This is a genomic window from Pseudomonas sp. LB3P93 (assembly GCF_054898025.1).
The window spans coordinates 209697-235865 of record NZ_CM142713.1; the positions used below are offsets into that span (position 1 = coordinate 209697).

A 26169-nucleotide genomic window follows, 5' to 3' on the forward strand; every position below is an offset into this window, starting at 1 on the left:
GCGGCTTTTTTGTGGGCGTTCGGTTCAGGTTTTCAGGTGCAAAACGAACGCTCCGACCAACACCGAAACCACGCCAAGCACCTGTATTTTCGCCAGCTTCTCCTTGAAGAACACGTATCCCAGAATCGCCGCAATTCCTCCGGACAGCGTGCTGATCACCGTCACCACGGAAACCGATCCCGCCACCGCGCCCCAGGCAAATGAAGAGAACCCACCGAGGTTCATCAGGCTGGCGCCTGTTAACGTCATGCAGTTCTTCAGCGGCGGGATTTTCAAGCCATCCTTGATCTTCAGCACCATGACAACCAGCACGATCAGCCCAATCAGATAGGCCAGCCAAAGCATCGTCACCGGACCCAGCACCGGAAGAACGAAGTGGCCTTGCAGCCAGAAACTGGTGCCATAAAAAACAGCCGCCAACAGGGCATAGGCTATCGAACTGCTGGCCTGAGTGGTGTGTGGAAGTTTGGAGTCAGAGTGGATGCTGGAAAGGACGACCCCGATCACGCACAGCGCGATGCACAGCAGTTGGATCAGGTTGATCTGCTCGCCGCCCGCCCAGGACAGTAACGTGGTGACCACACCGTAAGAGGTCACCAACGGCGCTACGATAGAGGCCTTGCCGAGGGCGAACGCCTTGGACAAGGCCAGGGCTCCGGACACGGTCAACACAGCGGCGACCATGCCGATCAGCCAGACATCGAGCGATGCCGACATTGATTTGAGAATGAAGGCAGGAAAGGCGATCAGCAACAAGCTCATGATGCTGAAGCCCAGCGCCTGACCGAAATAGACAGCGCGCTTAACACCGACTGCGCGGGCGTTCAAACCCACCAGAAAATCCGTGCCGCCCCAAAGCAAGGCGGCGAGCAAACCCATTAATACGTCCACGCTATGTCCTTATAGGTGTGCGCTGCGGAGGTTAGAGGCTTTCCAGCGTCTGAGTGTCCCAGCGTTGGGCCTTGATGGCCTGGTAGAGCATTTGGATGGTCAGCGGCAGTTTGTCGGCGCGTCCCTTGGCTCGGCGTTTGAGGAACACATCGTAGCCTTCCGGCTGGAAGTAGCGATAGGCGTCGTAGTCCACGAGGTCGATCTCGAATTGCTCTTCCAGCGCTTCCATCAAATTCCGCGCATCAGCGCCATTGCAGCTCAGGTCGAAGTTGATCGACGTATTGAGGCTGATGGTTTTGCGTTCGGGGAGGCCGAGCTCTTCGTGCAGCAACTGCATGAGCAGGTGCATGGTGTGATCGTCGGGGAAGTTGGGGGCGAGGTTCATGGTGCGAATCTGCTGAATACCTGAGGGTGGGATATGGATGATTGCATGGGTCGAGCGCTACGACATGCGAATGAGGTTTGACAATGTAGAGGTCGTGAGATCTAAAAGGCCTTGACAATGAAAGTTTGTGCATGCGACAAGTGTCCACGTTTTATGGAATGTGGACACTTGGAGTTAAGGCGTTCATGAAGAGTCAAGATATTTTTCTTCTGTTCAAGATGACCAGTCTCCATGCACAAGAGGAGGGCTTCCAAATGGAGGGGGCGGCTACGGTGCCAATTATCGGTATTTCGCCGGCACCTAACGCAGGTTTTGCCCTGAAAGCTTCTGGAATGGGGCATGGCACCTTCGCTGATCCAAAATCCGATCTTGCTACTGCTGAAGCATCTACTGGACAGGAGCAATACCCGGATTGGGGATTGTTCGGTTCGAACACGACCGAATGGGGCAAGCAGTCATTGGCAGGTTGGGAAGGGTGGGATGATCCTGAGCAAGAAACACCGATCACCAGTTGGGCTGAGTGTTATTCGCTAAGAGCCCTTTCATCCTCCCTAGGCCTCAGCAAGAGCGAAGTATCAAACTCGATTGCTCGTTGCCGCGAGGCGGGGCTTCTGACCAATGATTTTGAAACCTCTCTGCCGAAGGTCAATCGTAGAGCGCTGCTGGGTATTGCGGAGCATGCGCTCAAGTACTTTTTCCCTGTGAAGCTGGGCGCGATTGTCCGTGGCATTCCTACAGGCTTTGCTGCACCAGCGTTGTCCAAACATCTCAAAAGTGCAGGTGATCTGATTCCTGTCTGGCCCGATCCGATCGGCAGTGAGAGAGGTCAAGCTGTTGAGCCTCTATACAAATCCGTTCCTGACGCAGTGAAAAAGGATCGGACGCTTTATCACTATCTGGCGCTTGCTGATGCGGTAAGGGTTGGGGGGCCAAGGGAGAGTGGCGTGGCAATTAATTTGCTGAAAGCAGGTATGGGTTTATGAATACGAATGCTGACCACAACTACGAGATGATTGAGTTCGTCGCGTTGGGATTGGGGGAAGAGTTTTTATCTGAGGTGGCTTTTGTCGGTGGATGCACCACCGCGATGTTAGTCACCGATGCAGCTGTACTCGACGATATCCGCTTCACCGATGACGTTGACTTGGTGATTGAACTTGCGGGTATTCCAGCTTGGGAGAAGTTGACTCAGCGTCTTGCCGCAAAGGGCTTCAAGATCACAGGAGAGGATGAGGTCAATTGCCGATTTCGGTTCAACGACATCATTGTCGATGTGATGCCGTCGGATGCGGCAGTGCTTGGCTACGCCAATCGCTGGTTTGTTGAGGGGCTTGCTCACGCGGTGACGTTCGCTTTACCCGGCGGGACAGTAATCAAGATCTTCGAGCCTCCCTACTTTCTCGCCACCAAACTTGAAGCCTTCAGCGGTCGTGGCAGAGGAGATCCGTATCACAAGGACGTGGAGGATATTGTCATTTTGATCGACGGTAGGTCGGAACTATTGGGGGAGGTCTTGCGCGCTGACGCTGAATTAATCCAGTTCATCTCTAGTGGAGTAGCGGGCTTGATCAAGCTGAAAGACATAGATTATGCGATTCAAAGCTCAAGCTCTGTGAAAGCTAATCCGGAGCGTGGCAAGCTCATTTTTCAACGTATGAAAGAGTTGAGCCAACTAGAATGATCTACACGACTAGATCCGTAAAAGGGCTGGTAAGGGAAGATAATCGTGATTGCGCTGGGGCAGTGTTTGACGGTGATAGAGGCTTGTTCGTCATCGTCGATGGCACGTCGAAACCAGGTAGTGGCCAACTCGCCCAAGGGTTTGTTCAGAGATTAATGGACGCTTATCAGTCGAGAATTAGCCAGGGTATCGGCGATGAGAATCATGAGTTGGCTACACAGTTGATTAGGTCATTACTCACTGATCTGCATGCGCCTTTATTTTCCGAGCTCTGCGGGTCAACAAGCTATCTAGTAGCGGTTGTTGCGAACGGCTTGCTGACGATTGCTTACGAAGGTGATTGCGGTTGCGGGGTGGTTGATACACAGATGGGGGTCGAGTGGATAACGACGCCTCATTGCCTGGCTAATTGGAAGCGTGACCGAACACACCGCGATCTGGCGTGCGATCCAGCGCGTCACCGCATTACTCGAAGCTACAAGATTGGCAAATTGCCTGAACCTGAGATTGTGCTCCGAACTGCGCAGGCAGGAGAGCGGCTGGTTTTCGCTACTGATGGCTTCTGGGCGGACATGAGCGAGTCGCATCAGGCGGAGGCCTTAAGTTCTCCTGAGATAGCTATCACTGACGTGGACGATGACGTGACCTGGATCGACGTTCATCTGTAAATGTGCGGGGATCGCAATAAGGACGAAATTTCGCGAAGCGTTCATCGCTGACAAGCCGGCACCTATTGGGGTTCGGCTTGCCTTCTGGTACTCAGCGGCGTCAGGCAGGTGCTTTCCAGTCCATCATGCGTTGTTGGGCGACTTGGAGCAGGTCGCAGCCGTCCTGGGCTAAGAGGAAGAGCGCGTGGGTGATGTGCGGGATGTCTTCGACGTCGCCGTGTTTGAAGCAAACGCAGTGCAGGGTTTTGAGGAGGTCACTGGATGCCCGGATGCGCTGGAGGGCGGCTTCGAGGATGTCCTGGGGGTTGGCCTCTGTGTCGATGATCAGGGGTGGGGAATCGGTGAGGTTGGTTTGTAGTGGGAGGTAGCGATTGTTTGTAGATGGGTTCCATTTCTTCATTGGTTTTAGCCTCAAATGCATCAGGAAGAACCGCTACCACCGTGACCAAGCGATGGGAGGCGGACTGTGTTCGGGTTGGTCAACCGATGAGGCTCACATCCCGGCACGCCCGAGGGCGTCCCAAACACAGCCACCATATAGCGTGCAGGCACTTGAAGTGACGGCAGCATACAACGGACGTATAGATATGAGCTATTCGGGTGACCAAGCCCGAGCCGCTGAATTAGCAGCGACAGTCACGACTATAGATACGAGCCACCAGGCAGCGATAGACGACAAAGAGTCCCCGCTTGTAGGAACCGGCCGAACCTTCGCTAGGCCGTTTCTATAGGAATTTTCCGCGACGCGATTTCTCGGGTTTTTCCGCCATCAACGAATATGCTGATACGCAACAACATCCAGCAAGCTAGTGCTCAACCCGGTCGCCGGCGCATAGATCGTACCTTTCACCGCCGAGAAGCTGACTCCTTTACTGCCCAGCGAAACGTAGCGTTCGCCTTGATCCAGTTCGGTGAAGTAGGTGTAGGAGTATTTGTGCATCAGCTTGTACTTCGCTTCGTCGCGGGCCACGGCGTTGCTGAGGTTTTCCAGATCGGCCTGGGTCAGGTTCAACGGTTTGTTCAGCTGCACCCCCCAACGCTTGAGGCAGACTTCGGCGAGGTGGCGGACGATCCGGCCTGGCTCGGCCAGGGTTTTCGGGCCGTTGGTGCCAGTAGGGGACGCGTTGCCCGCCATGGTGGCGTGGCGGCCGGCCATGGGGTAGATGTGGGTTTTGGTGCCTGTGGCGGTTTGCGGGATGACGCAGCTGAAGCCTTTCGAGCGCTCGTCCCGGGCATAGAAAGCTACATACTCTTTGACGTTGGCCCCGAGTTTGACTTTGTCGTCCTGAAAGTTGCCGGTGCCCGGCACTGGATCAAGGGCAAAGATATTCACCGGGATATTTTTAAGTTGATTGTCCTTGAGCATGGCATTGGCCAGCATGTGACAACTTACGCCGCCGCGGCTCCAACCCACCAGATTGACGTGGGTGGGGATAATGCCGTCTTTGCGGAACGTCTTGATGATTTGTTCCTGTAATTTTTGTTGCGTCACGCTGCGGTCGCCATAGTTGTATTTACGCCAAAACCACGAGCCCTCAGCTTTTACGTCTTCGATTGGAATACCGGCAGCTTTCAGGCGGTTATATTCCGCTTCGGTCAGTTGCTCGCGCTGCCAGTCGCATTTGCCTTTGATGATGTTGATCGCGTGTTGAACGTTCTCCGCCCAGCCTTTGCCGAACAGTGAGCCACTGAGGCCGTAGTCCTTGGACTTGGTAAAGAGGTCGTCGGCTTGCAGGTTACCGCTGCCGGGACCGTCGACCACGATCCATTCGGCGAACTCGCGGCCGGTGTGGTGAGAGGCAAGCGTGGAGACCAGTTCACCGTCCCAAAAGTTTTCATGAGTGTCGTCAAACTTGGTCGAGCCGGTGCCGCAAAAGAAAATGGTTAATGTAGTCATTGTAGTGCTCTTGATTGGTTTAAGAGCTTGCAGACTAATATTTGTTGTTTGCGAGTTGAAGGAGTTAGTTGTTTCTATGTTTGTGTTTTTAAGTAGTTATTCTTTGTCTGGCAACTTCCAGGAGTTCACAGCCATCCTGCGTTAGTAAATAAAGTGCATTCACTATATGGGGAATGTCTTTCACGTCAGCCTGTTTGAAGCACAGGCAATAAAGAGTTTCGAGCAGGTCGCTGGCGGCGCGCAGGCGTTGGTGAGCGGCGTCGAGGACGGCGCCGGTGCTGGCGGTGGTATCGATGACCAGCACGGGCGTTTCGCTGTAGCTGGTTTTGAGCGGGCGATAGCGGTCTTGCATGAGGTCAGTCCCTGTGTTCAACGGCGCGGCAAACTATAGAGGCGTGCGTTCAGGCGTCGCAATACCGCGTAAATGGACGGGTTTTGTAGGGGATTTACTGGCGTTGTGGTCTTTTGCCTACGTGTACCCCGAGGCTTTTTTCAGCAATACCCCTAGAGGTCGAGTTTCCTACGTGTTTGTCAGGCGCAGCGCATCAATCCTCTGTATGGTGCGCGCCAGAATCTGTAGGACGTTTCGAAAACGTCTGTCCAACGCTTAAAGGGAATTAGGTATGCAATGGCTACGTATGGCCTCGATTTTGTTGTTGTGGGCGGGTGTTTGTCGTTTGACGGGCGCGGCTGACGCGAGCAACTCGACGGTCCTTGCCAATATGGATCGCACCGGTTGGCCGGATGCCCTGACCAGCCAGGCGAACGTGGACACCGCGTCCCGCGCCGAGGTGTTGATGTTCGGCAAGGCACTGCTGGCCAGCGAAATGCTCGACGAACAAAGTCTGAAACAGCGACTGGGCGTGCAGGATGTGAAGCTCAAGTCGGTCAGGCAAGTGCGTGACGGGCTGTGGGATCGGTTGCTGGCCACCTACCGCAGCGCCAGTCAGAACTGCGACGGCGAACCCTTCTGCCCCCGCGTGCGAAGCGTCGCCGATTTGCGTCAGCTGGCGGCCGCGTTCACGGGCGAAATCAGCCCGGCTCATGCGGTTTGGGCGAGCAAGAGCCGAACATTTCATGAGCAGGCGTTGAATGAGCAGTTGCGCGTGGCGGTGTTGGTGCCCTGAGCTTATCCAATGTTTGTGGTGACTTTGCCGGCCTCTTCGCGAGCAAGCCCGCTCCCACAATTTGAAATGCATTCCCTGTAGGAGTGAGCCTGCTCGCGAAGCAATCTGTCCGCCGTCCAATTCCTCAAGCCTGACCGCGTCCCCGTTGCATCCGCTGTATCATCCCGTATCGTTTTGGTCCCCGACCTTTTCTCGACTCGCTGCGTTTGCCGGCTAGGCTTTGGGCTTCGCAGCGGTCAACGGAGTGACAGCTTATGCACAACACCCTGGAACAGGTTTTCGGTTATCCACAGTTTCGGCCCGGCCAGGAGGCGGCGGTCAGCGCGGTGTTGGCTGGGCGCTCGGCGGCGGCGATTTTTCCCACAGGCTCAGGCAAGTCCCTTTGCTATCAATTACCGGCCTTGTTGCTGCCGCACCTGACGCTGGTGGTCTCGCCGCTGCTGGCATTGATGCAGGATCAGTTGGCCTTCCTGCAACGCCACGGCATTGCGGCGGGCAGTATCGATTCGGCCCAGAGCCGTGACGACGCAAGCGATGTGATGGCGCGGGCCAAGTCCGGCGAGCTGAAGATTTTGATGATTTCTGTGGAGCGCCTGAAGAACGAGCGTTTCCGCAATTTCTTGCAGCAGGTGCCGATCTCGTTGTTGGTGGTGGACGAGGCGCACTGCATCTCGGAGTGGGGCCACAACTTCCGCCCCGACTACCTCAAGCTTCCCGACTATCAACGCCAGTTCAACATTCCGCAGGCGTTGCTGCTGACGGCCACCGCGACGCCCAAAGTGATCGCGGACATGGAGGCCAAATTCGCCATCGCCCCGGAAGATGTAGTGACGACAGGTTTCTACAGGCCGAACCTGAATCTGCTGGTCGAGCCGGTACGCGGTCAGGACAAGCGCCGACGTTTGGTCGAATGGATGAGCGAACGCCCGGGCCAACCGAGCATCGTCTACGTCACCCTGCAAAAAACCGCGGAGCACATCGCCGAACACTTGGGTCGCAATGGCATTCAGGCTGAGGCCTATCACGCCGGTTTACCCCACGAACAACGCGAAGCCATTCAAAAACGTTTCATGGGCGGGCAGTCCAATTGCATCGTCGCGACCATCGCCTTCGGCATGGGCATTGATAAAAGCGACATCCGCAACGTGGTGCATTTCGACCTGCCAAAATCCATCGAAAACTACAGCCAGGAAATCGGCCGTGCCGGGCGTGACGGGCAGCCGTCGGATTGTTTGGTATTGGCCAACCGCGACAGCCTCAACGTGCTGGAAAACTTCGTCTACGGCGACACGCCTGAGCTGGATGGCATTCGCTGCGTGCTCGACGAGTTGCAAGCTGCCGCGCCCGAGGGGCAGTGGGAGTTTCTATTGGGGCCCTTGGCGGACCAGAGCAACATTCGCCAATTGCCGCTCAAGACCTTGCTGGTGCAACTCGAACTGCGGGGTCTGATTGCCCCGCGTTACGCCTATTACGCCGAATACCGCTTCAAGTATTTGCAAGAACCGGAAGCCTTGCTGGCCCGATTCGAGGGCGAGCGCAAAGACTTTGTCGCGGCAATCATCAAGACCTCCAGCCGTGCGCGGACCTGGGCCACGGTGAATTTCGACGCGCTGTATGAGCAGCATCAAGCCGAGCGTAATCGGGTGGTCAAGGCGCTGGATTATTTCCAGGAAAAAGGCTGGGTCGAGCTGGAAAGCAAGCAGATGACTGAGGTTTACAGCTTGCTGCAAACGAATGTCGACAGTCAGGCACTGAGCACAGAACTGCACGCTTATTTCACCCAGCATGAACGCACCGAGATCGCGCGGATTCACGCCATGCTGGATCTGTTCGCCACTGATCATTGCCTGGGTTATCGCCTGGCCGAGTACTTCGGTGACGAAAATGCGCCGCGTCAGTGCGGGCATTGTTCGGTGTGTCATGGACAGGTGGCGCGGCTGCCAACACCGCCGGAATTACCGGCGCTTGTGGATAAAAACTTCGAAGCGCTGTGCGGTGATTTTATCCACAGGCATGAACAGCACACCGGCAATGTCCCGTCGGCTGAGCGGGTGACCCGGTTTTTGTGCGGGATCAGCGTGCCGCTGTTTACCAAGCTGAAGGCGCGTTCGATTCCGGGGTTTGCTGCGCTGGAAAATTATCCGTACGCCGACGTGCGCGGGTGGGCGGAACAACATCTGGCGGGCTGAAACTGTCCCCTGTGGGAGCGAGCTTGCTCGCGATGGCGGCGTTACAGTCAACATCAATGTGGAATGTGATGGCCCCATCGCGAGCAAGCTCGCTCCCACAGGGTTAGTCGGTGTTTGCTGAGAATCGGCATCAAATCCATCCGCTGAATGTTGCTCATCACAGGAATAAATTTCAAAAATGCCCAGCGGCTGACTATGGTGAGGGCTGTCTTTGGATCGCCAACAAGAGAACAACCATGAGCCAGACACCGTTCAACATTCAGCGCGCCGCCGTCATCGGCGCGGGCACCATGGGCCGTGGCATTGTCATGTGCCTGGCCAATGCCGGCGTTCCGGTGCAGTGGGTCGATAACAATCCGCAAATGCTGGAACAGGCGCTGGCCACCGTGGCGGACACCTACGCGCACAATGTGCGACAGGGCCGGATCGATCAGGCCGAGGCGGATGCGCGTATCGCACGCGTCACGGCGGCGTCTGATTATGCGGCGATCCGCGATGTTGATCTGGTGATCGAAGCGGTTTACGAAAACCTGGAACTCAAGCAAAAGATTTTCCGCGAACTGGACGGGCGGCTCAAACCCGAAGCCATTCTGGCGAGCAACACTTCAGCGCTGGATATCGATGCCATCGCCGCGGCGACTCGCCGTCCGGTTCAGGTCCTGGGCCTGCACTTCTTCAGTCCGGCCCACATCATGAAACTGCTGGAAATCGTCCGCGGTGCGCAAACCTCTCCGGCAGTGCTCGATGCTGCGCTGGAGTTGGGCGAGCGCATGAGCAAGGTCAGCGTGGTGGCCGGCAACTGCGATGGTTTCATCGGCAACCGCATGCTCAATACCTATGTGCTGGAAGCGCGCAAAATGTTGCTGGAGGGTGCTTATCCCTATCAGGTGGATGCCGCACTACAAGGATTCGGTTTTGCCATGGGGCCGTTCCGCATGTACGACGTGGTTGGCGTCGACCTGGGATGGCGGGCTAGAGAATTGGCTGGCACAGGGCAGGATGCGCCCGAGGTGCAGGTAGATAATCGTCTGTGCGAATTGGGGCGTTTTGGTCAGAAGAGTGGCAACGGCTATTACCACTACGAACCGGGCAGTCGACAGGCTGAACACGATCCGGAAGTCGATGCGCTGGTGCTGCAGGTCAGCGAAGGGCTTGGGTTTCAGCGTCGCGAGATAAGCCCCGAGGAGATTCTCGAGCGCTGTCTGCTGGCGCTGGTCAATGAAGGGGCGAAGATCCTTCAGGAAGGTATCGCGGGGTCGGCGCACGACATCGATCTGGTGTACCTCAACGGTTATGGTTTCCCGGCGGACAAGGGCGGGCCGATGGCGTGGGCGGATCAGCAAGGGCTGGCGGATATTCATCAGCGTTTGATGGCGCTAGAGACCCGGCAGGGTGATCACTGGAAACCGGCGCGATTGATTGGCGAGTTGGAGGCGGTGGGTAAAGGGTTCGCAGATCGGTAGACTCCACTGCTACTGATCGTCCCCACGTCGAGGCGTCGAACCGTCTGCGTGGGAACGCCTCCATGGACGCTCTGCGTCCGCTGTTGGGACGCGGAGCGTCCCGGGCTGCATTCCCACGCAGACGGTTCGACGCCTCGACGTGGGAACGATCCATAAGGCGAGAACCCATGAATCAACGCACCGACTACCCGCACTTCCAGCCCATCACTACCCGCTGGCACGACAACGACGCCTACGGTCACGTCAACAATGTCACTTACTACAGCTTCTTCGACACGGCGGTGAACACCTACCTGATCGAAGTCGGTGGCCTGGATATCCATGACGGTGAGGTGGTGGGTTTTGTGGTGAGCTCGTCTTGCGATTACTTTGCTTCTATCGCCTTTCCGGACCGGATCGAGATCGGTCTGCGGGTGGGCAAGTTGGGCAACAGCTCGGTGCAGTACGAGCTGGCGGTGTTCAAGGCCGGGGAAGACGAGGCCTGCGCGGCGGGGCGCTTCGTGCATGTATTTGTGGATCGGGCGTCGAATCAGCCGGTGGCGATTCCTGCCGGGTTGCGCGGTGCGTTGGAGCGCCTGGTGGTTTGAAGGACAAAAAAAATCGCAGCCTTGGGCTGCGATTTTTTATCTAGCTGTCAGCGATGCCGTTCAGGCCTCAATGATGACGCTTGTGCTTGTGATGTTTGCGATGACCATAGGCATGACCACGGCCCGGGTGGCCGTCACGGTAGTAGCGACGATCATCACGGCCGCCGCGATAGGAGCGACGATCATCGTCCTCGTCGCTTTTGTTACCCATGTAGTTACCCAGCGCGCCACCGGCGCCGCCGCCTGCTGCGGAGCCGATCAGGCTGCCGGTGGTGCCGCCCATGCTGCGGCCGACCACGTTACCGCCTGCTGCGCCCAACGCACCGCCGATGGCGGCTTCGCCACGGCTGCGTTTGTCTGCGCCGACTGCGCTACCACCCGCGCCGCCCAGGGCCGCGCCAATGGTGGAACCTGTATTGCCGCCTAACGACTGACCGACGACCGAGCCAAGAACCCCGCCCAATGCGCCGCCCACACCTGCTTCGGTGGTGCCTCCGGCAGAAGCGAAGCCACTGACCAGGCCAAGGGACAACAAGAGAATCGAGGAGAACTTCATTAGAGGAACCTCAAGGGGATGACGGCGCGATCCTGAGGCTGTGTCATGGTCCTGACAATCGAAATCCGACGAGTAACACGACTTGAGCACAATTCTATAAGTTACTGTTTTTTGGGTGGAACTTAAGGGTTTTTCGCCGGTCTTTAGCTACTTCGGACAGGCCGTTTTTGTGAAAAAACGGCCTTTTTTGTGGACGATTGGAAAGTTGCCTGCAGCTGAATTAGCAGCCGACATTATCCTGTGGCGAGGGAGCTTGCTCCCGCTGGGTCGCGAAGCGGCCCCAAAAACAGCAAACCCAATCTATCGGTCAGATTGGGTTGCCAGTTTGCGTCTGCTGCGCCCGAGCGCGGACCGGCCGGACGGGAGCAAGCTCCCTCGCCACAATGGTCGTTGTGTGCATCAAGCCGACTTGGCCAAAATCAACCCGGTCTCACTCGCCATTTCCAGTCGGATCGCCACAAACTTCGACGTCGGCGTATGGCTGCCATCCCCGGTGCTTTCCAGCGGCACCAGCGGATTCACTTCCGGATAGTACGCCGCCGCCTGCCCAGCAGGAATATCAAACGCCAGCAGCGTGAACCCCTTCACCCGACGCTCACGTCCATCATCCCAGATCGAAACGATGTCAGCCTTCTGCCCCGGCTTGAACCCCAGGCGAATGATGTCGGCTTCATTGACGAACAACACATCCCGCTGACCCTTCACGCCACGATAGCGGTCATCAAGCCCATAAATCGTGGTGTTGTACTGATCGTGAGAACGCATCGACTGCATGATCAGGTCCGGCAACACGCCCGTGGCGCGGGTGCGTTCGTGCACCAGGTCTTTTGGCAGCACGTTCGCCCGGAAATTGGCGCGCCCTGACGAGGTGTTCCACTTACGCGCACCGGCGCTGTTGCCGAGGTAGAAACCGCCAGGGTTTTTGACCCTCTCGTTGAAGTCACGGAAGCCCGCAATGGTATCGGCGATCAGGTCGCGAATGCGGCTGTAATCGGCCACCAGCCAGTTCCAGTCCACCGGTTTGCTGCCCAGGGTGGCGGCAGCGATGCCGGCGATGATCGACGGCTCGGAACGCATCTGGTTCGACAGCGGCTGCAACTGGCCGTTGGAGGCGTGGACCATGCTGAACGAGTCTTCGACGGTGACCGCTTGGGGGCCTTCGGTCTGGATGTCGATGTCGGTACGGCCCAGGCACGGCAGGATCAACGCGTCTTTACCGTGGGCCAAATGGCTGCGGTTGAGCTTGGTGCTGATCTGCACGGTCAGGTCGCAATTGCTCAGGGCCTGGAAGGTGCGGGTGCTGTCCGGGGTTGCTTGAGCGAAGTTGCCGCCCAGGCCGATGAACACTTTCGCGCGACCATCGGCCATGGCATGGATCGCCTCGACCACGTTGTGGCCGTTTTCACGCGGCACCTTGAACTGGAAGCGCCGCTCCAGGGAATCGAGGAACGCCACCGGTGGACGTTCGTTGATACCCATCGTCCGGTCGCCCTGCACGTTACTGTGGCCACGCACCGGGCACAGACCCGCGCCCGGCCGGCCAATGTTGCCGCGCAGCAGCATCAGGTTGGCGATTTCCTGGATGGTCGCTACCGAATGGCGATGTTGGGTGATGCCCATGGCCCAGCACATGATCACGTTCTTGCCTTTGGCGTACATGCGCGCCGCTTGCTCGATTTCCACCAGGGTCAGGCCGGACTGCTCAACGATCTGCGCCCACGGCGTGTCGTCGATGGCGCCCAGGTACTCCAGCACGTTGGCGCTGTGTTCATTGAGGAAGTCGTGATCGAACACCGAAGGCTGGCCAGTCTGCTGCGCCTCGCGCTCCCAATGCAGCAGGAATTTCGCCATGCCGCGCAGCAACGCCATGTCGCCGCCCAGCGCTGGACGGAAATACGCCGTGTTGGTCGGCTTGTCACCATTGGTGAGCATTTCAATCGGGTGTTGCGGATGCTGGAAGCGTTCCAGGCCACGCTCTTTCAGCGGGTTGACGCACACCACTTGGGCGCCGCGTTTCACCGCTTCGCGCAGCGGTTCGAGCATCCGTGGGTGGTTGGTGCCTGGGTTCTGGCCCCAGACAAAAATCGCATCGGCGTGTTCGAAGTCATCGAAGGTCACGGTGCCTTTACCGACGCCGACACTCTGCGCCAGCGCCACGCCGCTGGCTTCGTGGCACATGTTCGAGCAGTCGGGGAAATTGTTGGTGCCGTAGGCGCGCACGAACAGCTGATACAAGTACGCCGCTTCGTTGCTGGCGCGGCCCGAGGTGTAGAACTCGGCTTGATTGGGGCTCGACAGCCCTTGCAAGTGTCTACCGATCAGCGCGAATGCCGCTTCCCAGCTGATCGGCTTGTAGCGATCGGTTTCGGCGTCGTAGCTCATCGGCTCGGTCAAGCGGCCCTGATACTCAAGCCAATAGTCGCTCTGTTCCAGCAACGAGCTGACGCTGTGCTTGGCGAAGAACGCGCCGTCGACACGCCGTTTGGTCGCTTCCCAGTTCACCGCTTTGGCGCCGTTCTCGCAGAACGCCACCATGCCGGCTTCGTTGGAATCGCCCCAGGCGCAACCGGGGCAGTCGAAGCCACCGTTCTTGTTGGTTTTGAGCATCATGCGCAGGTTTTTCAGCGCGTTGTCACTGGTCAACCACGCCCGGGCAACGCTGGCCAGTGCGCCCCAGCCACCGGCCGGGCCTTTGTAGGGCTTGTAGCGAGGGACGGGTTTCTGGTCGGCTTGACGGTGTTGACTCACGCTTGATTCTCCAATGCCGGGCTGTAGACCCGTGGTGCATTCTTCTGGGGCAGATGGATAAGGTTTAAGTTGTGGCGACGGGCCCATTGCACGGCAAGGCCCGTGGGCGACGACAGGCTGACGAGGGTCTGGATGCCTGCGCGCAACACTTTCTGGATCAATTCGAGGCTGCAACGGCTGGTAACAATCGCCAGGCCGCCTTCAGTCGGGATGTTCTGGCGGATCAGCCCGCCAATCAGTTTGTCGAGTGCGTTATGCCGGCCGATGTCTTCGCGGCCCAGCAGCAATTCGCCCTGACCGTTCATGAACACCGCCGCGTGCACCGCGCCGGAGTACTGGCCAAGAGGCTGGAACGCACTGATGCGCTGACGCAAACCATCGAGCCACTCGGCGGGTGGCAAGGGTGCGCCGGTCAACACCTTGAGCTCTGGCAATGCCTGTTCAACCGCCTCCACGCCGCAGAGCCCGCAGCCGCTGGTGCCGGCCATTTGCCGACGCTGCTGCTTGAGGTTCCAGAACGCGCGATTGGCGATGGTCACTTGCGCGTATTGCGCCGAGCCCGAGCCGCTGAGTTGCAGGTCATAGATGTCGGAGGCGTCTTCGATGATGCCGCTGCCGAGGCTGAAACCGACAATGAAGTCTTCCAGGTCCGTCGGCGTTACCAGCATCACCGCCTGACTGATGCCGTTATAAGCAATCGCCAACGCGACTTCCTCGGCGAGCGCAGCGCTGGCCGATTCGGTGTATTGAAGGTCGCTGTAACGGTACGTCTGGCTGGCAGCAGGCGCGGGCGTTTCGAGGGCTGGCGCCGCGCAAACAGGGCGCTTGGTGTTCATGAGGCATCACCGACGGTTTAGTCAGCTTTAAGCCTATGCGCGTCAAGTTGTCACGTCTAATCGCTATTACTGATCCGCTGATAGATGGCGTCGATCAAGAGGCTGTGAGCGATTGTTGATAAATCGCAAAACAGGCTTCTGCCAATGCTGATCTGGGAGCGCTGCGGCGCATGATCAGCCCCAGCCGGGCAAGGGTCTTGGCGTTTTCAATGGGTTGCAGGCGCAAGTGATCAGTCAGGTTTTCCAGGCCGCCCTCTAAAGGCATCACTGCGCAGCACAGACCGCCGTGTACCGCTTGTAACAATTGGTGGACGGCATCGGTTTGCAGAAGCGGCTGGGGCGTCAGGCCACGGCTGTGGAAGTTGTGGTCGATGGACTGGCGAAAGTGCATGCCGCTGGTGAGCATGCCCAGGGGCAGCTCGATCAACGACTCCCAGCTCAGTGGCGCCTCGCCGAACGTGAAAAAGCGCTGATCGTAGAGCAAGCCCATGCGAGTTTCGCTGAAAGCCAGGGAATCGAAGCGTTCGCTGTCCAGACGCTCCAGATACGACACGCCGAGGTCCAGGCGATTGTTCGCCAATTGCTCGAGGATCTGCTCGGAACTCAGCGCCGAGAGTTCAAAGCGCAGGTTCGGGTGCTCGGCATGCAGACGTTGCATCAAAGGCAACGGATCGAAACTCGACAGCGGCACCACGCCCAGCCTGAGTGTGCCCACCAGATTGCCGCGACAGGCGGCAGCCTCGGCCTGCAAGCCGTCGTAGGCCGCCAGTACGGTGCGCGCCCACGCCAAGACGCGCTCGCCCGGCGCGGTGAACCCTTCGAAGCGCTGGCCGCGATTGACCAGTGGCAGGTCGAGTTCTTCTTCGAGGCTGCGCAGGCGCATGGACAGGGTCGGCTGGGTGATATGACAGCGCGCCGCGGCCTGGCCGAAGTGCCGGGTTTCGTCGAGGGCGATGAGGAATTTCAGTTGCTTGATGTCCATCTTCGCTCCAGGGCGCGGTGAAGGAGGGGATTCTAGCGCTTGGGCCGGATCAACGTCATTGGTCGGGTTGGAACCGGGGGTTGCAAGCTTGGTCTAGTCTTTTGCGTCTGGAACCTAAAACCCAAGGAGAGTGCACCATGAGTATTTTTAGCTTTGTGAAAGAAGCAGGCGAAAAGCTTATCGATCTGCTGACGCCGGGCAACGCCAATGCCAGTGAGCAATTGAAGGAACATATCAGCAAGGTCGGCCTTGGTAACCCGAACGTGCAGGCTACGGTGGATGGCGACAAGGTCATAGTGACCGGTGAGGTAGCGAGCCAGGAGGAAAAAGAAAAAATCCTGCTGGCCGTGGGCAATATCGCCGGTGTCGGGAGCGTGGATGACCAGATTACGGTGACTGGGCCAGTGGCAGTGGCCGCGAAGTTTGTCACGGTCGTGAAAGGCGACACTCTCAGCGCAATTTCTTTACGCGTGTATGGCGATGCCAACAAATATCAAAAAATCTTCGAGGCCAACAAGCCGATGCTCAAAGATGTGAACAAGATCTATCCAGGGCAGTCGTTGCGGATTCCTGAGTAATCCTCAAGACCGCTATCGCGAGCAGGCTCACTCCCACAGTGGATCTCCTTCGTACACAAATTTTGTGTTCGCTGAAATTCAAATGTAGGAGTGAGCCTGCTCGCGATGCAGACGATAAGGTCTAAAGCCCTGCAATAAGCTCCCGATAATCCCCCACAGCCGCAAACTCCGCCGTGTCCTTCGGCCCCTTGCGACTGTCCGGCTCACTTACCGCCAACAGATGCGCCACCCCAAAACTGCGCGCACTGCGCAGGATCGGCAACGTATCGTCGATAAACAGGCTGCGCGCCGGGTCGAAACCGATGTCGGCCTGCAACGCCTCCCAGAATTGCGGATTTTCCTTGGGAAAACCGTAATCATGCGAGCTGATCAACCGCTCGAAGTACGGCGCCAGCTCAATCCTTTCCAGTTTCAATGACAGCGAATCGCGGTGCGCATTGGTGATCATCACCACACGCTTACCAGCCTGTTTGATCGCCGCCAGAAACGTGTCTGCATCGGGCCGTAGGGCGATCAGGTGTGCGGTTTCCAGCTTCAGTTCACGCACCGGCAGCTTCAGCTCGGCGCTCCAGAAATCCAGGCAATACCACTGCAACTGGCCGGCGTTGCGTTCGAACAGCGGCTGCAATTCCATCTCGGCCATGGCCCGGCTGACGCCGTGCAACTCGGCGTAACGCTGAGGCAGGTGCTCCATCCAGAAATGGTTGTCGTAATGCAGGTCCAGCAGCGTGCCGTCCATATCCAGCAGAACGGTGTCGATGTCGCGCCAGGGCAGCAGGGACATAAAAAACTTCTCCAGCGGTAAAAAAGATATCCGAGGTCAACAATCAGGATAGGCCGGGTATAGTAACCCGCTATCGCCAAGGAGCCGCTCATGCGCCAGAAACCTACCGTACTCGCCCGCGAGATCGTCGCCACCAGCCGTTTGTTCTGCGTCGAGGAGCTGAAGCTGCGCTTTTCCAATGGCGTGGAGCGCACCTACGAGCGTTTGGTCGGCAAAGGCGCCGGGTATGGCGCGGTGATGATCGTGGCGATGCTCGATTCGGATCACGCCGTACTGGTCGAAGAGTATTGCGGCGGCACCGATGCCTATGAGCTGTCGTTGCCCAAAGGCTTGATCGAGCCGGGCGAGGACGTGTTGGCGGCGGCCGAGCGTGAGCTCAAGGAAGAAGCCGGGTATGGCGCGCGGCAGCTGGAACACCTGACCGAGTTGTCGTTGTCCCCCGGTTACATGAGCCAGAAGATCCAGGTGGTGCTGGCCACCGATCTGTACGAAGAAAGCCTGGAGGGCGACGAGCCCGAGCCGATGGGCGTGGACAAGATCAACCTGCACGAGCTGTCGGCCCTGGCGCAAAACCCGCGATTCACTGAGGGCCGTGCCTTGGCGGCGCTGTACCTGGCCCGTGATCTGTTGACTCAACGTGGGGTATTTCTGCCATGAATTTCCCGCATCCGTTGATGGCTCCGGTGGTTGAACTGGCGTTGAAGGCTGGCGAAGCGATCCTCCCGTTCTGGCGCTCGGGCGTGGTGGTGACTGCTAAGTCTGATGATTCACCGGTAACGGCGGCGGACTTGGCTGCTCATCATCTGATTCTGGATGGGCTGACGGCGCTGGACCCGAGCATTCCGGTGCTGTCCGAAGAAGACGCCAACATTCCCCAGAGCGTGCGCGCCGGCTGGCAGCGTTGGTGGCTGGTCGATCCGTTGGACGGGACCAAGGAGTTCATCTCTGGCAGCGAAGAGTTCACCGTCAACATCGCGCTGATCGAGCAAGGCCGGGTGGTGTTTGGCGTGGTGTCGATGCCGACCAACGGGCGCTTTTATGTCGGTGGTGCCGGCCTGGGTGCGTTGCGTGGTGATAAAGGTGCCGAGGCGCTGCCGATTCACGTTCGCGAGGTTCCGGCGGCAGGGGAAGCGTTCACCGTTGTTGCCAGCCGTCGGCATTCAAGCCCCGAGCAGGAACGCTTGCTGGCCGGATTGAGCGCCAGTCTGGGTGAGCTGCAACTGGCGAATATCGGCAGTTCATTGAAGTTTTGCCTGTTGGCGGAAGGCGCGGCGGATTGTTATCCGCGTCTGGCACCGACGTCGCAGTGGGACACGGCAGCGGCGCAAGGTGTGCTGGAAGGGGCGGGTGGTGAAGTGCTGGATTTGAGCGGTGCGCCGTTTTGTTATCCGGCGCGGGAGTCGTTGTTGAATGAGTTCTTTTTGGCGTTGCCGGCCAAGGCTGCGTGGCGCGAAAAACTGCTGGAACTGGCCCATTCCTGAGTTTCAATTGAATTCGTGGCGAGGGAGCTTGCTCCCGCTGGGCTGCGAAGCGGCCCCAACACCAGCCACCGCGTAATATCAGTTAATCCTTGTTGCCGGAATACGACTGCTGCGCAGCCGAGCGGGAGCAAGCTCCCTCGCCACAGGTCTTGTGTCTTACCGGTGCAGGACGTACTGCCCGGTAAACCTCACCGCATCGTCATCGCTATCGGCATTGACGATCCGCGAATGCAGCGCCAACCGCGCCCGTCCATACCGCTGATACGTCGCCAGAAACTTCTTCCATACCGCCGCACTCGGTGCCTGACATATCGCGATCGCGTCCATGGTCACCGGCAACGGATAAGTGATGTGCCCTTCGTGAATCACGATGTGCCCGCCCTCAACCCCTTCTTCACGCAATCGCAAATGCAGCCAGCCCCAACCGGCCAGCACCGCGCCGCAGTACAGACTGCCGCCGAACATGGTGCTTTTGTGATTGACGTTGGCTTCCAGCGGCAGGTGCAGGCGCAGTTGCTGGTCGTGCCAGTCGAGCACTTTGAGGCCCATGTCCCGGGTCAGCGGAATATCGTGATGGAGGACTGATTCCAGGTGACGACTGTCGCGGCTCATTCACGGGCCTCTTGTTTGAAGATGATGATTGGACGTTAGCTCAATCGAGTTCGTCGGTGTGACCGCTGGCACCACCGTCGGCGAAGTTCAGGCCGTGTTTTCGCAGCTTGTCGTGCAGGGTCTTGCGTGGAATGCCGAGGGCTTCGGCAAGGCTGCGCACCGAGCTGTGAGAGCGGGCCAGTTCGGCGGCAATCAACGATTTCTCGAAGTTTTCCACTTGCTCGCTCAGGCCGCCACTGAACGCGTCGACCGTCATGCCGGCAGCGCCCTCCGGGGTGTTGTTGTCCAGTGCCAGTTCCAGGCCCAGGGCAAAGCGCTCAGCGGCGTTTTGCAGTTCCCGCACGTTGCCCGGCCAAGTGTGGCGCAGCAACAGGGCGCGTTGCCCCGGTTGCAGTTCATGGGGCGGCAAGCCGTGGCGGGTGCTGGCTTCGTCGGCGAAATGCTGGAACAGCATCAGCGCATCTTCGCCGCGCTCACGCAACGGTGGGATGCGCAGCGGCGCGACGTTCAGCCGGTAATACAAGTCGGCACGGAAGCGCCCTTGATCGGCGGATTGGCGCAGGTCTTCTTTGGTCGCGGCGATGATGCGGATGTCCAGCGGGATCAACTGATTGCCCCCCAAACGCTCGACCACGCGCTCTTGCAGCAAGCGCAGCAGTTTCACCTGCACGTCCAGGCTCATGCTTTCGATTTCATCAAGGAACAACGTACCGCCGTTGGCGAATTCGAACTTGCCGATGCGGCGCTTTTGCGCGCCGGTGAACGCCCCCGGCTCATGACCGAATAATTCGCTTTCCACCACCGATTCGGCCAATGCTCCGGCGTTGATCGCCACGAACGGGCCGCTGCGCCGGCTCGACAAATCGTGCAGCGCCCGGGCCACGACTTCTTTGCCGGCACCGGTTTCGCCGAGGATCAGCACATCGGCCTTGGTCGCCGCCAACGCGCCGATTTGTTCGCGCAAGCGCAGCATCGGCGCCGATTGCCCGACCAGTCGGGTGCTCAGCTCATTACGATCACTCAGGGCCAGGCGCAGGCTGCGGTTGTCCAGCACCAGTCGGCGCAGGGCCAATGCGCGGCGCACGCTGTCGAGCAGCGCGTCGCTGGCGAAGGGTTTTTCCAGGAAATCATAAGCGCCGGCGCGCATGGCCTGGACGGCCAGCGGCACATCGCCGTGGCCGGTGATCAGCAGCACCGGCAGATCCGGGTCCTGGGCATGCAGTTCGGTCAGCAGTTCGAGGCCGTCCATGCCCGGCATACGGATATCGCTGACGACCACGCCCGGCCAGTCGCGTTCCAGTTGCCCGGCCAGGCCCTTGGCTTCGGCCAGTGGCAGGATTTTCAGGCCCGCCAGGTCCAGCGTCTGGCTCAAGGCCTGGCGCAGGTGGGGATCGTCGTCGATCAGCACGACCTGGACACGGTTATCGATGGTCATGCACTTCGGTCCTCGGACGGTTGCAGGCTCACACCCGGTGCGCCTGCGCGCAGCTTCAGGGTAATCAGGGCGCCACCTTCCTTGTGGTTGGCGAACGACAGTTCACCCCCGAAGGCGCGCATCAGGGTTTCGCAAATCGCCAGCCCCAGGCCAAGCCCCTGAGTGCGGGTCTTGGTGGTGTAGAAGGGCTCGCTGGCGCGACCAAGGGCTTCCATGCAAAAGCCGGGGCCGTTGTCGCGAATGTACAGAGTGACGCCGTCCACGGTGGATTGGGCACTCAACCAGAGTTTACGCGGCGGGCCTTTTTCGGTCAGCGCGTCGAGGGCGTTGGCCAACAAGTTGCCGAGCACCTGACGCAGACGGGTTTCTCCGGCCTCGACCCACAGCGTGGCCGCCGGCAAATCGCGGATCAGTTCGACCTCCATGCTGCGCCGACGTTTGGCCAATAACGCCAGCGCGTCATCCAGCGCCGGTTGCAGGGCGACGCTTTCCGGCGCATGGCGATCGCGCCGGGCGAAGGCGCGCAGGTGGGCGATGATCGACGCCATGCGCCCGGTCAGTTCGCTGATCAATTTGAGGTTGCCGCGGGCATCGTCGGTGCGCTGATGGTCGAGCAGCACTTCGGCGTTTTCCGCGTAGCTGCGAATGGCCGCGAGCGGCTGATTGAGTTCGTGGCTGATGCTCGCGGACATCGTCCCCAGCGCTGACAACTTGCCGGCCTGCACCAGGTCATCCTGGGCGCGCACCAGTTCCTGCTGGGCGTGTTCACGCTCCAGCACTTCCTGTTTCAGTCGACGGTTGAGGCCTTCGAGGTCGCTGGTCCGTTCGGCAACCCGGCCTTCCAGTTCACGTCGGGCCTTGGCTTCGAAGGCGATGCGTTCGAGGTAATGGCGGCGGCGCTGCATCATCAGGCCGAGCAGCAGCATCAACACCAGCAACGTCGCGCCGCCGATGGCGACGACGGTACGCACCGGGCGGTCGATCAGGGTGCGCGGGGCGAGAATGCTGACGTTCCAGCCGGTTTCAGCGATTTGCTGGGTTTGGGTCAGCCAGGCGTTGGGATTGAGCTTCAACGGTTTCGGATCGCGGGTCGGGTACGGTTGGATCGCAGTGATCGCTTTGCGTTCTTCTTCGCTCAAGGGCCGGGTCGAGCGGAACCGCCACTCAGGTCGCGACGTGAGGATGACCACGCCGTTATGGTCCGTCAGCAGCAGTTGTTCCGGGGTTTTGCCCCAGAGGCTTTCGGTGTGGTCCAGGTCGACCTTGACCACCAGCACGCCGATGATTTTTTCGCCGTTGCGCACGGCGGCGGCGAAGAAATAGCCGCGTTTGGCCGAGGTCGTGCCCAAGCCGAAAAAGCGTCCGAGCCGCCCGGCCATGGCTTCGCTGAAATACGGCCGGAAGGAAAAATTACGGCCGACAAAACTGTCGTGTTTGTCCCAGTTCGACGCCGCCAGGGTCTTGCCCGTGGTGTCCATCAGGTACATGACTTCGGCGCCGGTCTGGGCGCTGATATTTTTCAGCAGGCGATTGGCATTGCCTTGGGTGACGCTGTCGTCCGGGGCCCCGAGCACCGCGCGCAGGGCCGGCAGATCGCCGAGGATCTGCGGCATCACTTCATAACGGTGCAACGTGCCCAGCAAGTTGGCGACGTAAAGGTCGAGGGTCTGACGGTTCTGCCCGGCCAGCTCGCTGCGGTAATAACGCTCGGCCAAATGCTCCAGCGGCCACAGCAACGGCGCCAGGCACAGCGCGAGCAGTGCGAGGCTGCGCCAGCGGGGTCTGCGGGGGAGGGTCGGAGTCATGAGCATCGGGCGCCTGTGGGTACAGGCGCATTATGCCTAGGCTTGCTCGGCAAGACACTCGCGCAGCGCGGTTTGCCAGTCAGGCTGACTGACGCCCCATTCGCGTTGCAGGCGACTGCAATCCAGGCGCGAGTTCAGTGGCCGGGCGGCCGGTGTCGGATAGTCGCTGGAAGGGATCGGCAGCAGGTTGGCGCAAGGCTTGCCCTGTTCCCGCAGTGCTTGGCCGATGGCTTGGGCGAAACCGAACCAGGAAGTTTCGCCCTGAGCGGTCAGGTGATAAGTGCCCCACGCACCGGCTTGTCCCGCTTTCCAGCGTTCGATCAGAGCGAGGGTGCTGCTGGCAATCGTGCCGGCCCAGGTGGGCGCGCCGATCTGGTCAGCGACAATGCGCATCTCCGGTTTTTCTTGCAGCAGGCGCTGCATGGTCAGCAGGAAATTACGGCCGTAGGTCGAGTAGACCCAACTGGTCCGCAGGATCAGATGCTGGCCTTCTACCTCGGTGATCGCTTGCTCGCCGGCCAGTTTGCTCTTGCCGTAAACGCCCAGCGGGTTGGGCGTGTCGGCTTCGTTGTACGGCTCGGTCTTGTTGCCGTCGAACACGTAGTCGGTGGAGTAGTGAATCAGCGGGATGCCCAGCGCCAACGCTTCTTCGGCCAAAACGCCTGGGCCGGCTGCGTTGATGGCAAACGCCAGCTCCGGCTCGCTTTCAGCCTGATCGACCGCTGTGTGCGCAGCCGCGTTGATGATCAGGTCCGGGCGCACCCGTTGCACCTGCTGGCGAATTTGCTGCGGCTGAGCGAGATCGAGTTGATCGCGACCCAAAACTACCAGCTCGCCAACAGCCCCCAAACGCAGTTGCAATTCACGCGAAACCTGACCGTGCTGACCGCTGATAAGAATTCTCATGGAAACAAGTCAGCCTCTTCCAGACTTTTGCCGTTCTGATCCTTGGCCGACAGCTTGGGCGCTTCATCCAGTTGCCAGTCGATGGCAAGGGTCGGATCGTCCCAGCGAATGCAACGCTCGGCGGACGGCGCGTAGTAGTCGGTGGTCTTGTAGAGAAACTCGGCGAAATCGCTGAGCACCACGAACCCGTGGGCAAAACCTTCCGGCACCCACAGTTGACGACGGTTTTCCGCGGAAAGGCGCACCGCTTCCCACTGACCGAAATTCGGCGAGCTGCGACGGATGTCCACCGCGACGTCGAGCACTTCACCGACGGTCACCCGTACCAGTTTTCCCTGGGTATTTTCCAGCTGATAGTGCAGGCCACGCAGCACGCCTTTCTGCGAGCGGGAGTGGTTGTCCTGAACGAATTGCGTGTCCAGGCCTGTCGCTTCTTCAAACGCCTTGGCATTGAAACTTTCGTAGAAAAACCCGCGTTCGTCACCGAACACCTTCGGCTCGATGATCAGCACGCCAGGCAGAGCGGTTTCAATCACATTCATTGTTCTTCCCCGGCCAGCTTGAACAGGTACTGACCATAACCGGTCTTGCCGAAATAGCTGGCGCGCTCCAGCAACAGCTCGCGGCTGATCCAGCCATTTTCGTAGGCGATTTCTTCGAGGCAGGCGACTTTCAGGCCTTGGCGATGCTCGATGGTCTGCACGTACTGCGAAGCTTCAAGCAAGCTGTCGTGGGTGCCGGTGTCGAGCCAGGCAAAACCGCGACCGAAGCGCTCGACCTGCAGGTCGCCGCGCTTAAGGTAAGCATTGTTGACGTCGGTAATCTCCAGCTCACCGCGTGGTGAGGGCTTCACGGCTTTGGCGATATCGATCACATCGTTGTCGTAGAAATACAGGCCGGTCACGGCATAGCTGGATTTCGGTTTTTTCGGCTTCTCTTCGATGGACAGGGCGCGGCCTTCGCTGTCGAAATCGATCACGCCGAAGCGCTCCGGATCCTTGACCCAATAGCCGAATACGGTGGCGCCGGAGGGTCGTTTGGCGGCGTTCTTCAACTGGTCGCCAAAGTGCTGACCATGGAAGATGTTGTCGCCGAGGATCAGGCACACCGGGTCATCGCCGATAAACTCTTCACCAATCAGGAAGGCCTGGGCCAGACCGTCCGGCGACGGCTGCTCGGCGTAGCTGAAATTGACGCCGAACTGACTGCCGTCGCCCAGCAGGTTGCGGTATTGCGGCAGATCCTGAGGCGTGGAAATCAGCAAAATATCCTTGATACCGGCCAGCATCAGGACCGAGATCGGGTAGTAGATCATCGGTTTGTCGTACACCGGCAGCAGCTGTTTGGAGACGCCGAGCGTGATCGGGTGCAGACGCGTACCGGAGCCACCGGCCAAAACGATACCTTTCATCATGCGAGCAGCTCCTTGGTATTGATGGCGCCCAGGCGTTCGCCCTGATAGCTGCCGTCCTGAACACGGCGGCACCACTCAAGGTTATCCAGGTACCACTGAACGGTTTTGCGCAGGCCGGTTTCGAAAGTTTCTTCAGGCACCCAACCCAGTTCGCGCTCGATCTTGCTCGCGTCGATCGCGTAACGCAGGTCGTGGCCAGGACGGTCCTGGACGAAGGTAATGAGGTCGGCGAATTGCGCCACGCCTTCAGGCTTGTTCGGCGCCAGTTCTTCGAGCAGCGCGCAGATGCCGCGCACCACGTCGATGTTCTTTTGCTCGTTGTGACCGCCAATGTTGTAGGTCTCGCCGATCACACCTTCGGTGACCACTTTGAGCAGCGCCCGGGCGTGATCTTCGACGAACAACCAGTCGCGCACTTGCAGGCCGTTTCCGTAAACCGGCAGCGGCTTGCCGGCCAAGGCGTTGAGGATCACCAGCGGGATCAGTTTTTCAGGGAAGTGGAACGGTCCGTAGTTGTTCGAGCAATTGGTCAGCAGCACCGGCAGGCCGTAGGTGCGCTGCCAGGCGCGGACCAAGTGGTCGGACGCCGCTTTGCTCGCGGAGTAAGGCGAGCTCGGTGCGTAGGGCGTGGTTTCGGTGAACAGATCATCGACGCCGTGCAGGTCGCCGTACACCTCGTCGGTGGAGATGTGATGGAAGCGGAAAGCGCTTTTTTCCGGCTCGGCCAGCGTCAGCCAGTAAGCGCGAGTGGCCTCCAGCAGGCTGTAGGTGCCGACAATATTGGTCTGAATGAAATCCGACGGACCGTCGATGGAACGGTCGACGTGGGATTCCGCCGCCAGGTGCATGATCGCGTGAGGCTGGAAACGTGCCAGTACCGCGCTCACGGCTGCCTGGTCGACGATATCGGCCTGGACGAACTCGTAACGGGTGTCGGTGGCAATGCTGGTCAGCGACTCGAGATTGCCGGCGTAGGTCAGTTTGTCCAGGTTGAGCACTTCATGCTCAGTATGCCGAATCAGGTGGCGAATCAGGGCAGAGCCAATGAAACCGGCACCGCCGGTGATGAGAATACGCATGTTGGCCAGCCTTTTTCTGTAAGACGATAAAGCGAATGAGCATAGCTTGTCGGCAGGAGCAGGGC

27 protein-coding genes are annotated in these 26169 nt (G+C 59.1%); 10 read left to right on the forward strand and 17 right to left on the reverse strand.

Features of this window, described 5'->3' with window-relative positions; all coding sequences use genetic code 11:
* Positions 1-24: 24 nt before the first annotated feature.
* The gene (locus ACYZT8_RS00915) at positions 25-879 is read right to left on the reverse strand and encodes an EamA family transporter (protein ID WP_461982335.1); all 855 of its coding nucleotides are present in this window, start codon (positions 877-879) and stop codon (positions 25-27) included.
* A gap of 43 nt (positions 880-922) precedes the next feature.
* On the reverse strand, positions 923-1276 hold the full coding sequence (locus ACYZT8_RS00920) for a DUF1493 family protein (RefSeq protein WP_461978484.1): 354 nt from the start codon (positions 1274-1276) through the stop codon (positions 923-925).
* Between the two features lie 158 nt (positions 1277-1434).
* Here ACYZT8_RS00920 and ACYZT8_RS00925 point away from each other — a divergent pair, with 158 nt between their 5' ends.
* The 3 genes from ACYZT8_RS00925 to ACYZT8_RS00935 are packed head-to-tail and all read left to right on the forward strand — an operon-like array spanning position 1435 to position 3625.
* Complete coding sequence (locus ACYZT8_RS00925; protein ID WP_461982337.1) at positions 1435-2259, forward strand: MarR family transcriptional regulator; 825 nt, start codon at positions 1435-1437, stop codon at positions 2257-2259.
* Entirely contained in the window at positions 2256-2957 is a 702-nt protein-coding gene (locus ACYZT8_RS00930) for a nucleotidyl transferase AbiEii/AbiGii toxin family protein (protein WP_461978486.1), read from the forward strand. The genes ACYZT8_RS00925 and ACYZT8_RS00930 overlap by 4 nt, the downstream gene beginning before the upstream one ends.
* Entirely contained in the window at positions 2954-3625 is a 672-nt protein-coding gene (locus ACYZT8_RS00935) for a PP2C family protein-serine/threonine phosphatase (protein ID WP_461978488.1), read from the forward strand. Before ACYZT8_RS00930 ends, ACYZT8_RS00935 begins: the two co-directional genes overlap by 4 nt.
* Before the next feature lie 100 nt (positions 3626-3725).
* On the opposite strand, the gene ACYZT8_RS00940 is transcribed toward ACYZT8_RS00935, so the two are convergent.
* The 3 genes from ACYZT8_RS00940 to ACYZT8_RS00950 form a co-directional block, all read right to left on the reverse strand.
* Positions 3726-4025: a hypothetical protein gene (locus ACYZT8_RS00940; RefSeq protein WP_461978490.1), complete on the reverse strand. Its 300-nt coding sequence runs from the start codon at positions 4023-4025 to the stop codon at positions 3726-3728.
* A 369-nt stretch (positions 4026-4394) separates the two neighbouring features.
* Positions 4395-5522: a hypothetical protein gene (locus ACYZT8_RS00945; RefSeq protein ID WP_461978492.1), complete on the reverse strand. Its 1128-nt coding sequence runs from the start codon at positions 5520-5522 to the stop codon at positions 4395-4397.
* Positions 5523-5610: 88 nt separating this feature from the next.
* Positions 5611-5874, reverse strand: coding sequence for a hypothetical protein (locus ACYZT8_RS00950; protein WP_461978494.1), 264 nt, complete (start codon positions 5872-5874; stop codon positions 5611-5613).
* Between the two features lie 271 nt (positions 5875-6145).
* On the opposite strand from ACYZT8_RS00950, the gene ACYZT8_RS00955 reads away from it, so the two are divergent.
* The 4 genes from ACYZT8_RS00955 to ACYZT8_RS00970 all read left to right on the forward strand — a co-directional run bounded on the left by ACYZT8_RS00955 (position 6146) and on the right by ACYZT8_RS00970 (position 10888).
* Entirely contained in the window at positions 6146-6649 is a 504-nt protein-coding gene (locus ACYZT8_RS00955) for a polysaccharide deacetylase (protein WP_461978496.1), read from the forward strand.
* Positions 6650-6903: 254 nt separating this feature from the next.
* Entirely contained in the window at positions 6904-8838 is a 1935-nt protein-coding gene (locus ACYZT8_RS00960) for a RecQ family ATP-dependent DNA helicase (protein ID WP_461978498.1), read from the forward strand.
* A 236-nt stretch (positions 8839-9074) separates the two neighbouring features.
* Positions 9075-10301, forward strand: coding sequence for a 3-hydroxyacyl-CoA dehydrogenase (locus ACYZT8_RS00965; RefSeq protein ID WP_461978500.1), 1227 nt, complete (start codon positions 9075-9077; stop codon positions 10299-10301).
* Positions 10302-10468: 167 nt separating this feature from the next.
* Positions 10469-10888 carry an acyl-CoA thioesterase gene (locus tag ACYZT8_RS00970; protein ID WP_461978502.1) on the forward strand — a complete coding sequence of 140 codons (420 nt, stop codon included), beginning with the start codon at positions 10469-10471 and terminating at the stop codon, positions 10886-10888.
* Positions 10889-10955: 67 nt separating this feature from the next.
* Here the strand turns inward: ACYZT8_RS00970 and ACYZT8_RS00975 are convergent, their stop codons facing one another.
* The 4 genes from ACYZT8_RS00975 to ACYZT8_RS00990 form a co-directional block, all read right to left on the reverse strand.
* On the reverse strand, positions 10956-11444 hold the full coding sequence (locus ACYZT8_RS00975; protein WP_461978504.1) for a glycine zipper domain-containing protein: 489 nt from the start codon (positions 11442-11444) through the stop codon (positions 10956-10958).
* A 399-nt stretch (positions 11445-11843) separates the two neighbouring features.
* Positions 11844-14192: an FdhF/YdeP family oxidoreductase gene (locus ACYZT8_RS00980; protein ID WP_461978506.1), complete on the reverse strand. Its 2349-nt coding sequence runs from the start codon at positions 14190-14192 to the stop codon at positions 11844-11846.
* Complete coding sequence (gene fdhD, locus ACYZT8_RS00985) at positions 14189-15028, reverse strand: formate dehydrogenase accessory sulfurtransferase FdhD (protein ID WP_461978508.1); 840 nt, start codon at positions 15026-15028, stop codon at positions 14189-14191. The genes ACYZT8_RS00980 and fdhD overlap by 4 nt, the downstream gene beginning before the upstream one ends.
* 94 nt (positions 15029-15122) lie before the next feature.
* On the reverse strand, positions 15123-16010 hold the full coding sequence (locus ACYZT8_RS00990) for a LysR family transcriptional regulator (protein ID WP_461978510.1): 888 nt from the start codon (positions 16008-16010) through the stop codon (positions 15123-15125).
* A 137-nt stretch (positions 16011-16147) separates the two neighbouring features.
* Between ACYZT8_RS00990 and lysM the strand changes: the two genes are divergently transcribed.
* Entirely contained in the window at positions 16148-16588 is a 441-nt protein-coding gene (lysM, locus tag ACYZT8_RS00995) for a peptidoglycan-binding protein LysM (RefSeq protein ID WP_461978512.1), read from the forward strand.
* 121 nt (positions 16589-16709) lie between these two features.
* On the opposite strand, the gene yrfG is transcribed toward lysM, so the two are convergent.
* On the reverse strand, positions 16710-17372 hold the full coding sequence (gene yrfG / locus ACYZT8_RS01000) for a GMP/IMP nucleotidase (protein WP_403104387.1): 663 nt from the start codon (positions 17370-17372) through the stop codon (positions 16710-16712).
* Positions 17373-17462: 90 nt separating this feature from the next.
* Between yrfG and nudE the strand changes: the two genes are divergently transcribed.
* Positions 17463-18029, forward strand: a complete 567-nt coding sequence (gene nudE, locus ACYZT8_RS01005) for an ADP compounds hydrolase NudE (protein ID WP_461956653.1) — start codon at positions 17463-17465, stop codon at positions 18027-18029.
* Positions 18026-18853 carry a 3'(2'),5'-bisphosphate nucleotidase CysQ gene (cysQ, locus tag ACYZT8_RS01010; RefSeq protein WP_461978514.1) on the forward strand — a complete coding sequence of 276 codons (828 nt, stop codon included), beginning with the start codon at positions 18026-18028 and terminating at the stop codon, positions 18851-18853. Before nudE ends, cysQ begins: the two co-directional genes overlap by 4 nt.
* Before the next feature lie 156 nt (positions 18854-19009).
* Here cysQ and ACYZT8_RS01015 read toward each other — a convergent pair whose 3' ends face one another.
* From ACYZT8_RS01015 to rfbB, 7 genes are read right to left on the reverse strand one after another with little or no spacing between them, the layout of a single operon-like run.
* A complete protein-coding gene (locus tag ACYZT8_RS01015) occupies positions 19010-19465 on the reverse strand; it encodes a YiiD C-terminal domain-containing protein (protein WP_461978516.1) in 456 nt (151 codons plus the stop codon).
* A 40-nt stretch (positions 19466-19505) separates the two neighbouring features.
* On the reverse strand, positions 19506-20900 hold the full coding sequence (locus ACYZT8_RS01020; protein WP_461978518.1) for a sigma-54-dependent transcriptional regulator: 1395 nt from the start codon (positions 20898-20900) through the stop codon (positions 19506-19508).
* Positions 20897-22705, reverse strand: a complete 1809-nt coding sequence (locus ACYZT8_RS01025; RefSeq protein WP_461978520.1) for a sensor histidine kinase — start codon at positions 22703-22705, stop codon at positions 20897-20899. The genes ACYZT8_RS01020 and ACYZT8_RS01025 overlap by 4 nt, the downstream gene beginning before the upstream one ends.
* Before the next feature lie 36 nt (positions 22706-22741).
* A complete protein-coding gene (gene rfbD, locus ACYZT8_RS01030; protein WP_461978522.1) occupies positions 22742-23611 on the reverse strand; it encodes a dTDP-4-dehydrorhamnose reductase in 870 nt (289 codons plus the stop codon).
* On the reverse strand, positions 23608-24153 hold the full coding sequence (rfbC, locus tag ACYZT8_RS01035) for a dTDP-4-dehydrorhamnose 3,5-epimerase (protein WP_461978524.1): 546 nt from the start codon (positions 24151-24153) through the stop codon (positions 23608-23610). Before rfbC ends, rfbD begins: the two co-directional genes overlap by 4 nt.
* Positions 24150-25025, reverse strand: a complete 876-nt coding sequence (rfbA, locus tag ACYZT8_RS01040) for a glucose-1-phosphate thymidylyltransferase RfbA (protein ID WP_461978526.1) — start codon at positions 25023-25025, stop codon at positions 24150-24152. Before rfbA ends, rfbC begins: the two co-directional genes overlap by 4 nt.
* A complete protein-coding gene (rfbB, locus tag ACYZT8_RS01045) occupies positions 25022-26104 on the reverse strand; it encodes a dTDP-glucose 4,6-dehydratase (RefSeq protein WP_461978528.1) in 1083 nt (360 codons plus the stop codon). Before rfbB ends, rfbA begins: the two co-directional genes overlap by 4 nt.
* Between the last annotated feature and the right edge of the window lie 65 nt (positions 26105-26169).

Coding starts and splice junctions, on each gene's coding strand:
- ACYZT8_RS00915 (WP_461982335.1), bottom strand. CDS start 879: ATGGGTTTGCTCGCCGCCTTGCTTTGGGGCGGCACGGATTTTCTGGTG.
- ACYZT8_RS00920 (WP_461978484.1), bottom strand. CDS start 1,276: ATGAACCTCGCCCCCAACTTCCCCGACGATCACACCATGCACCTGCTC.
- ACYZT8_RS00925 (WP_461982337.1), top strand. CDS start 1,435: ATGTGGACACTTGGAGTTAAGGCGTTCATGAAGAGTCAAGATATTTTT.
- ACYZT8_RS00930 (WP_461978486.1), top strand. CDS start 2,256: ATGAATACGAATGCTGACCACAACTACGAGATGATTGAGTTCGTCGCG.
- ACYZT8_RS00935 (WP_461978488.1), top strand. CDS start 2,954: ATGATCTACACGACTAGATCCGTAAAAGGGCTGGTAAGGGAAGATAAT.
- ACYZT8_RS00940 (WP_461978490.1), bottom strand. CDS start 4,025: ATGAAGAAATGGAACCCATCTACAAACAATCGCTACCTCCCACTACAA.
- ACYZT8_RS00945 (WP_461978492.1), bottom strand. CDS start 5,522: ATGACTACATTAACCATTTTCTTTTGCGGCACCGGCTCGACCAAGTTT.
- ACYZT8_RS00950 (WP_461978494.1), bottom strand. CDS start 5,874: ATGCAAGACCGCTATCGCCCGCTCAAAACCAGCTACAGCGAAACGCCC.
- ACYZT8_RS00955 (WP_461978496.1), top strand. CDS start 6,146: ATGCAATGGCTACGTATGGCCTCGATTTTGTTGTTGTGGGCGGGTGTT.
- ACYZT8_RS00960 (WP_461978498.1), top strand. CDS start 6,904: ATGCACAACACCCTGGAACAGGTTTTCGGTTATCCACAGTTTCGGCCC.
- ACYZT8_RS00965 (WP_461978500.1), top strand. CDS start 9,075: ATGAGCCAGACACCGTTCAACATTCAGCGCGCCGCCGTCATCGGCGCG.
- ACYZT8_RS00970 (WP_461978502.1), top strand. CDS start 10,469: ATGAATCAACGCACCGACTACCCGCACTTCCAGCCCATCACTACCCGC.
- ACYZT8_RS00975 (WP_461978504.1), bottom strand. CDS start 11,444: ATGAAGTTCTCCTCGATTCTCTTGTTGTCCCTTGGCCTGGTCAGTGGC.
- fdhD (WP_461978508.1), bottom strand. CDS start 15,028: ATGAACACCAAGCGCCCTGTTTGCGCGGCGCCAGCCCTCGAAACGCCC.
- ACYZT8_RS00990 (WP_461978510.1), bottom strand. CDS start 16,010: ATGGACATCAAGCAACTGAAATTCCTCATCGCCCTCGACGAAACCCGG.
- lysM (WP_461978512.1), top strand. CDS start 16,148: ATGAGTATTTTTAGCTTTGTGAAAGAAGCAGGCGAAAAGCTTATCGAT.
- yrfG (WP_403104387.1), bottom strand. CDS start 17,372: ATGTCCCTGCTGCCCTGGCGCGACATCGACACCGTTCTGCTGGATATG.
- nudE (WP_461956653.1), top strand. CDS start 17,463: ATGCGCCAGAAACCTACCGTACTCGCCCGCGAGATCGTCGCCACCAGC.
- cysQ (WP_461978514.1), top strand. CDS start 18,026: ATGAATTTCCCGCATCCGTTGATGGCTCCGGTGGTTGAACTGGCGTTG.
- ACYZT8_RS01015 (WP_461978516.1), bottom strand. CDS start 19,465: ATGAGCCGCGACAGTCGTCACCTGGAATCAGTCCTCCATCACGATATT.
- ACYZT8_RS01020 (WP_461978518.1), bottom strand. CDS start 20,900: ATGACCATCGATAACCGTGTCCAGGTCGTGCTGATCGACGACGATCCC.
- ACYZT8_RS01025 (WP_461978520.1), bottom strand. CDS start 22,705: ATGACTCCGACCCTCCCCCGCAGACCCCGCTGGCGCAGCCTCGCACTG.
- rfbD (WP_461978522.1), bottom strand. CDS start 23,611: ATGAGAATTCTTATCAGCGGTCAGCACGGTCAGGTTTCGCGTGAATTG.
- rfbC (WP_461978524.1), bottom strand. CDS start 24,153: ATGAATGTGATTGAAACCGCTCTGCCTGGCGTGCTGATCATCGAGCCG.
- rfbA (WP_461978526.1), bottom strand. CDS start 25,025: ATGATGAAAGGTATCGTTTTGGCCGGTGGCTCCGGTACGCGTCTGCAC.
- rfbB (WP_461978528.1), bottom strand. CDS start 26,104: ATGCGTATTCTCATCACCGGCGGTGCCGGTTTCATTGGCTCTGCCCTG.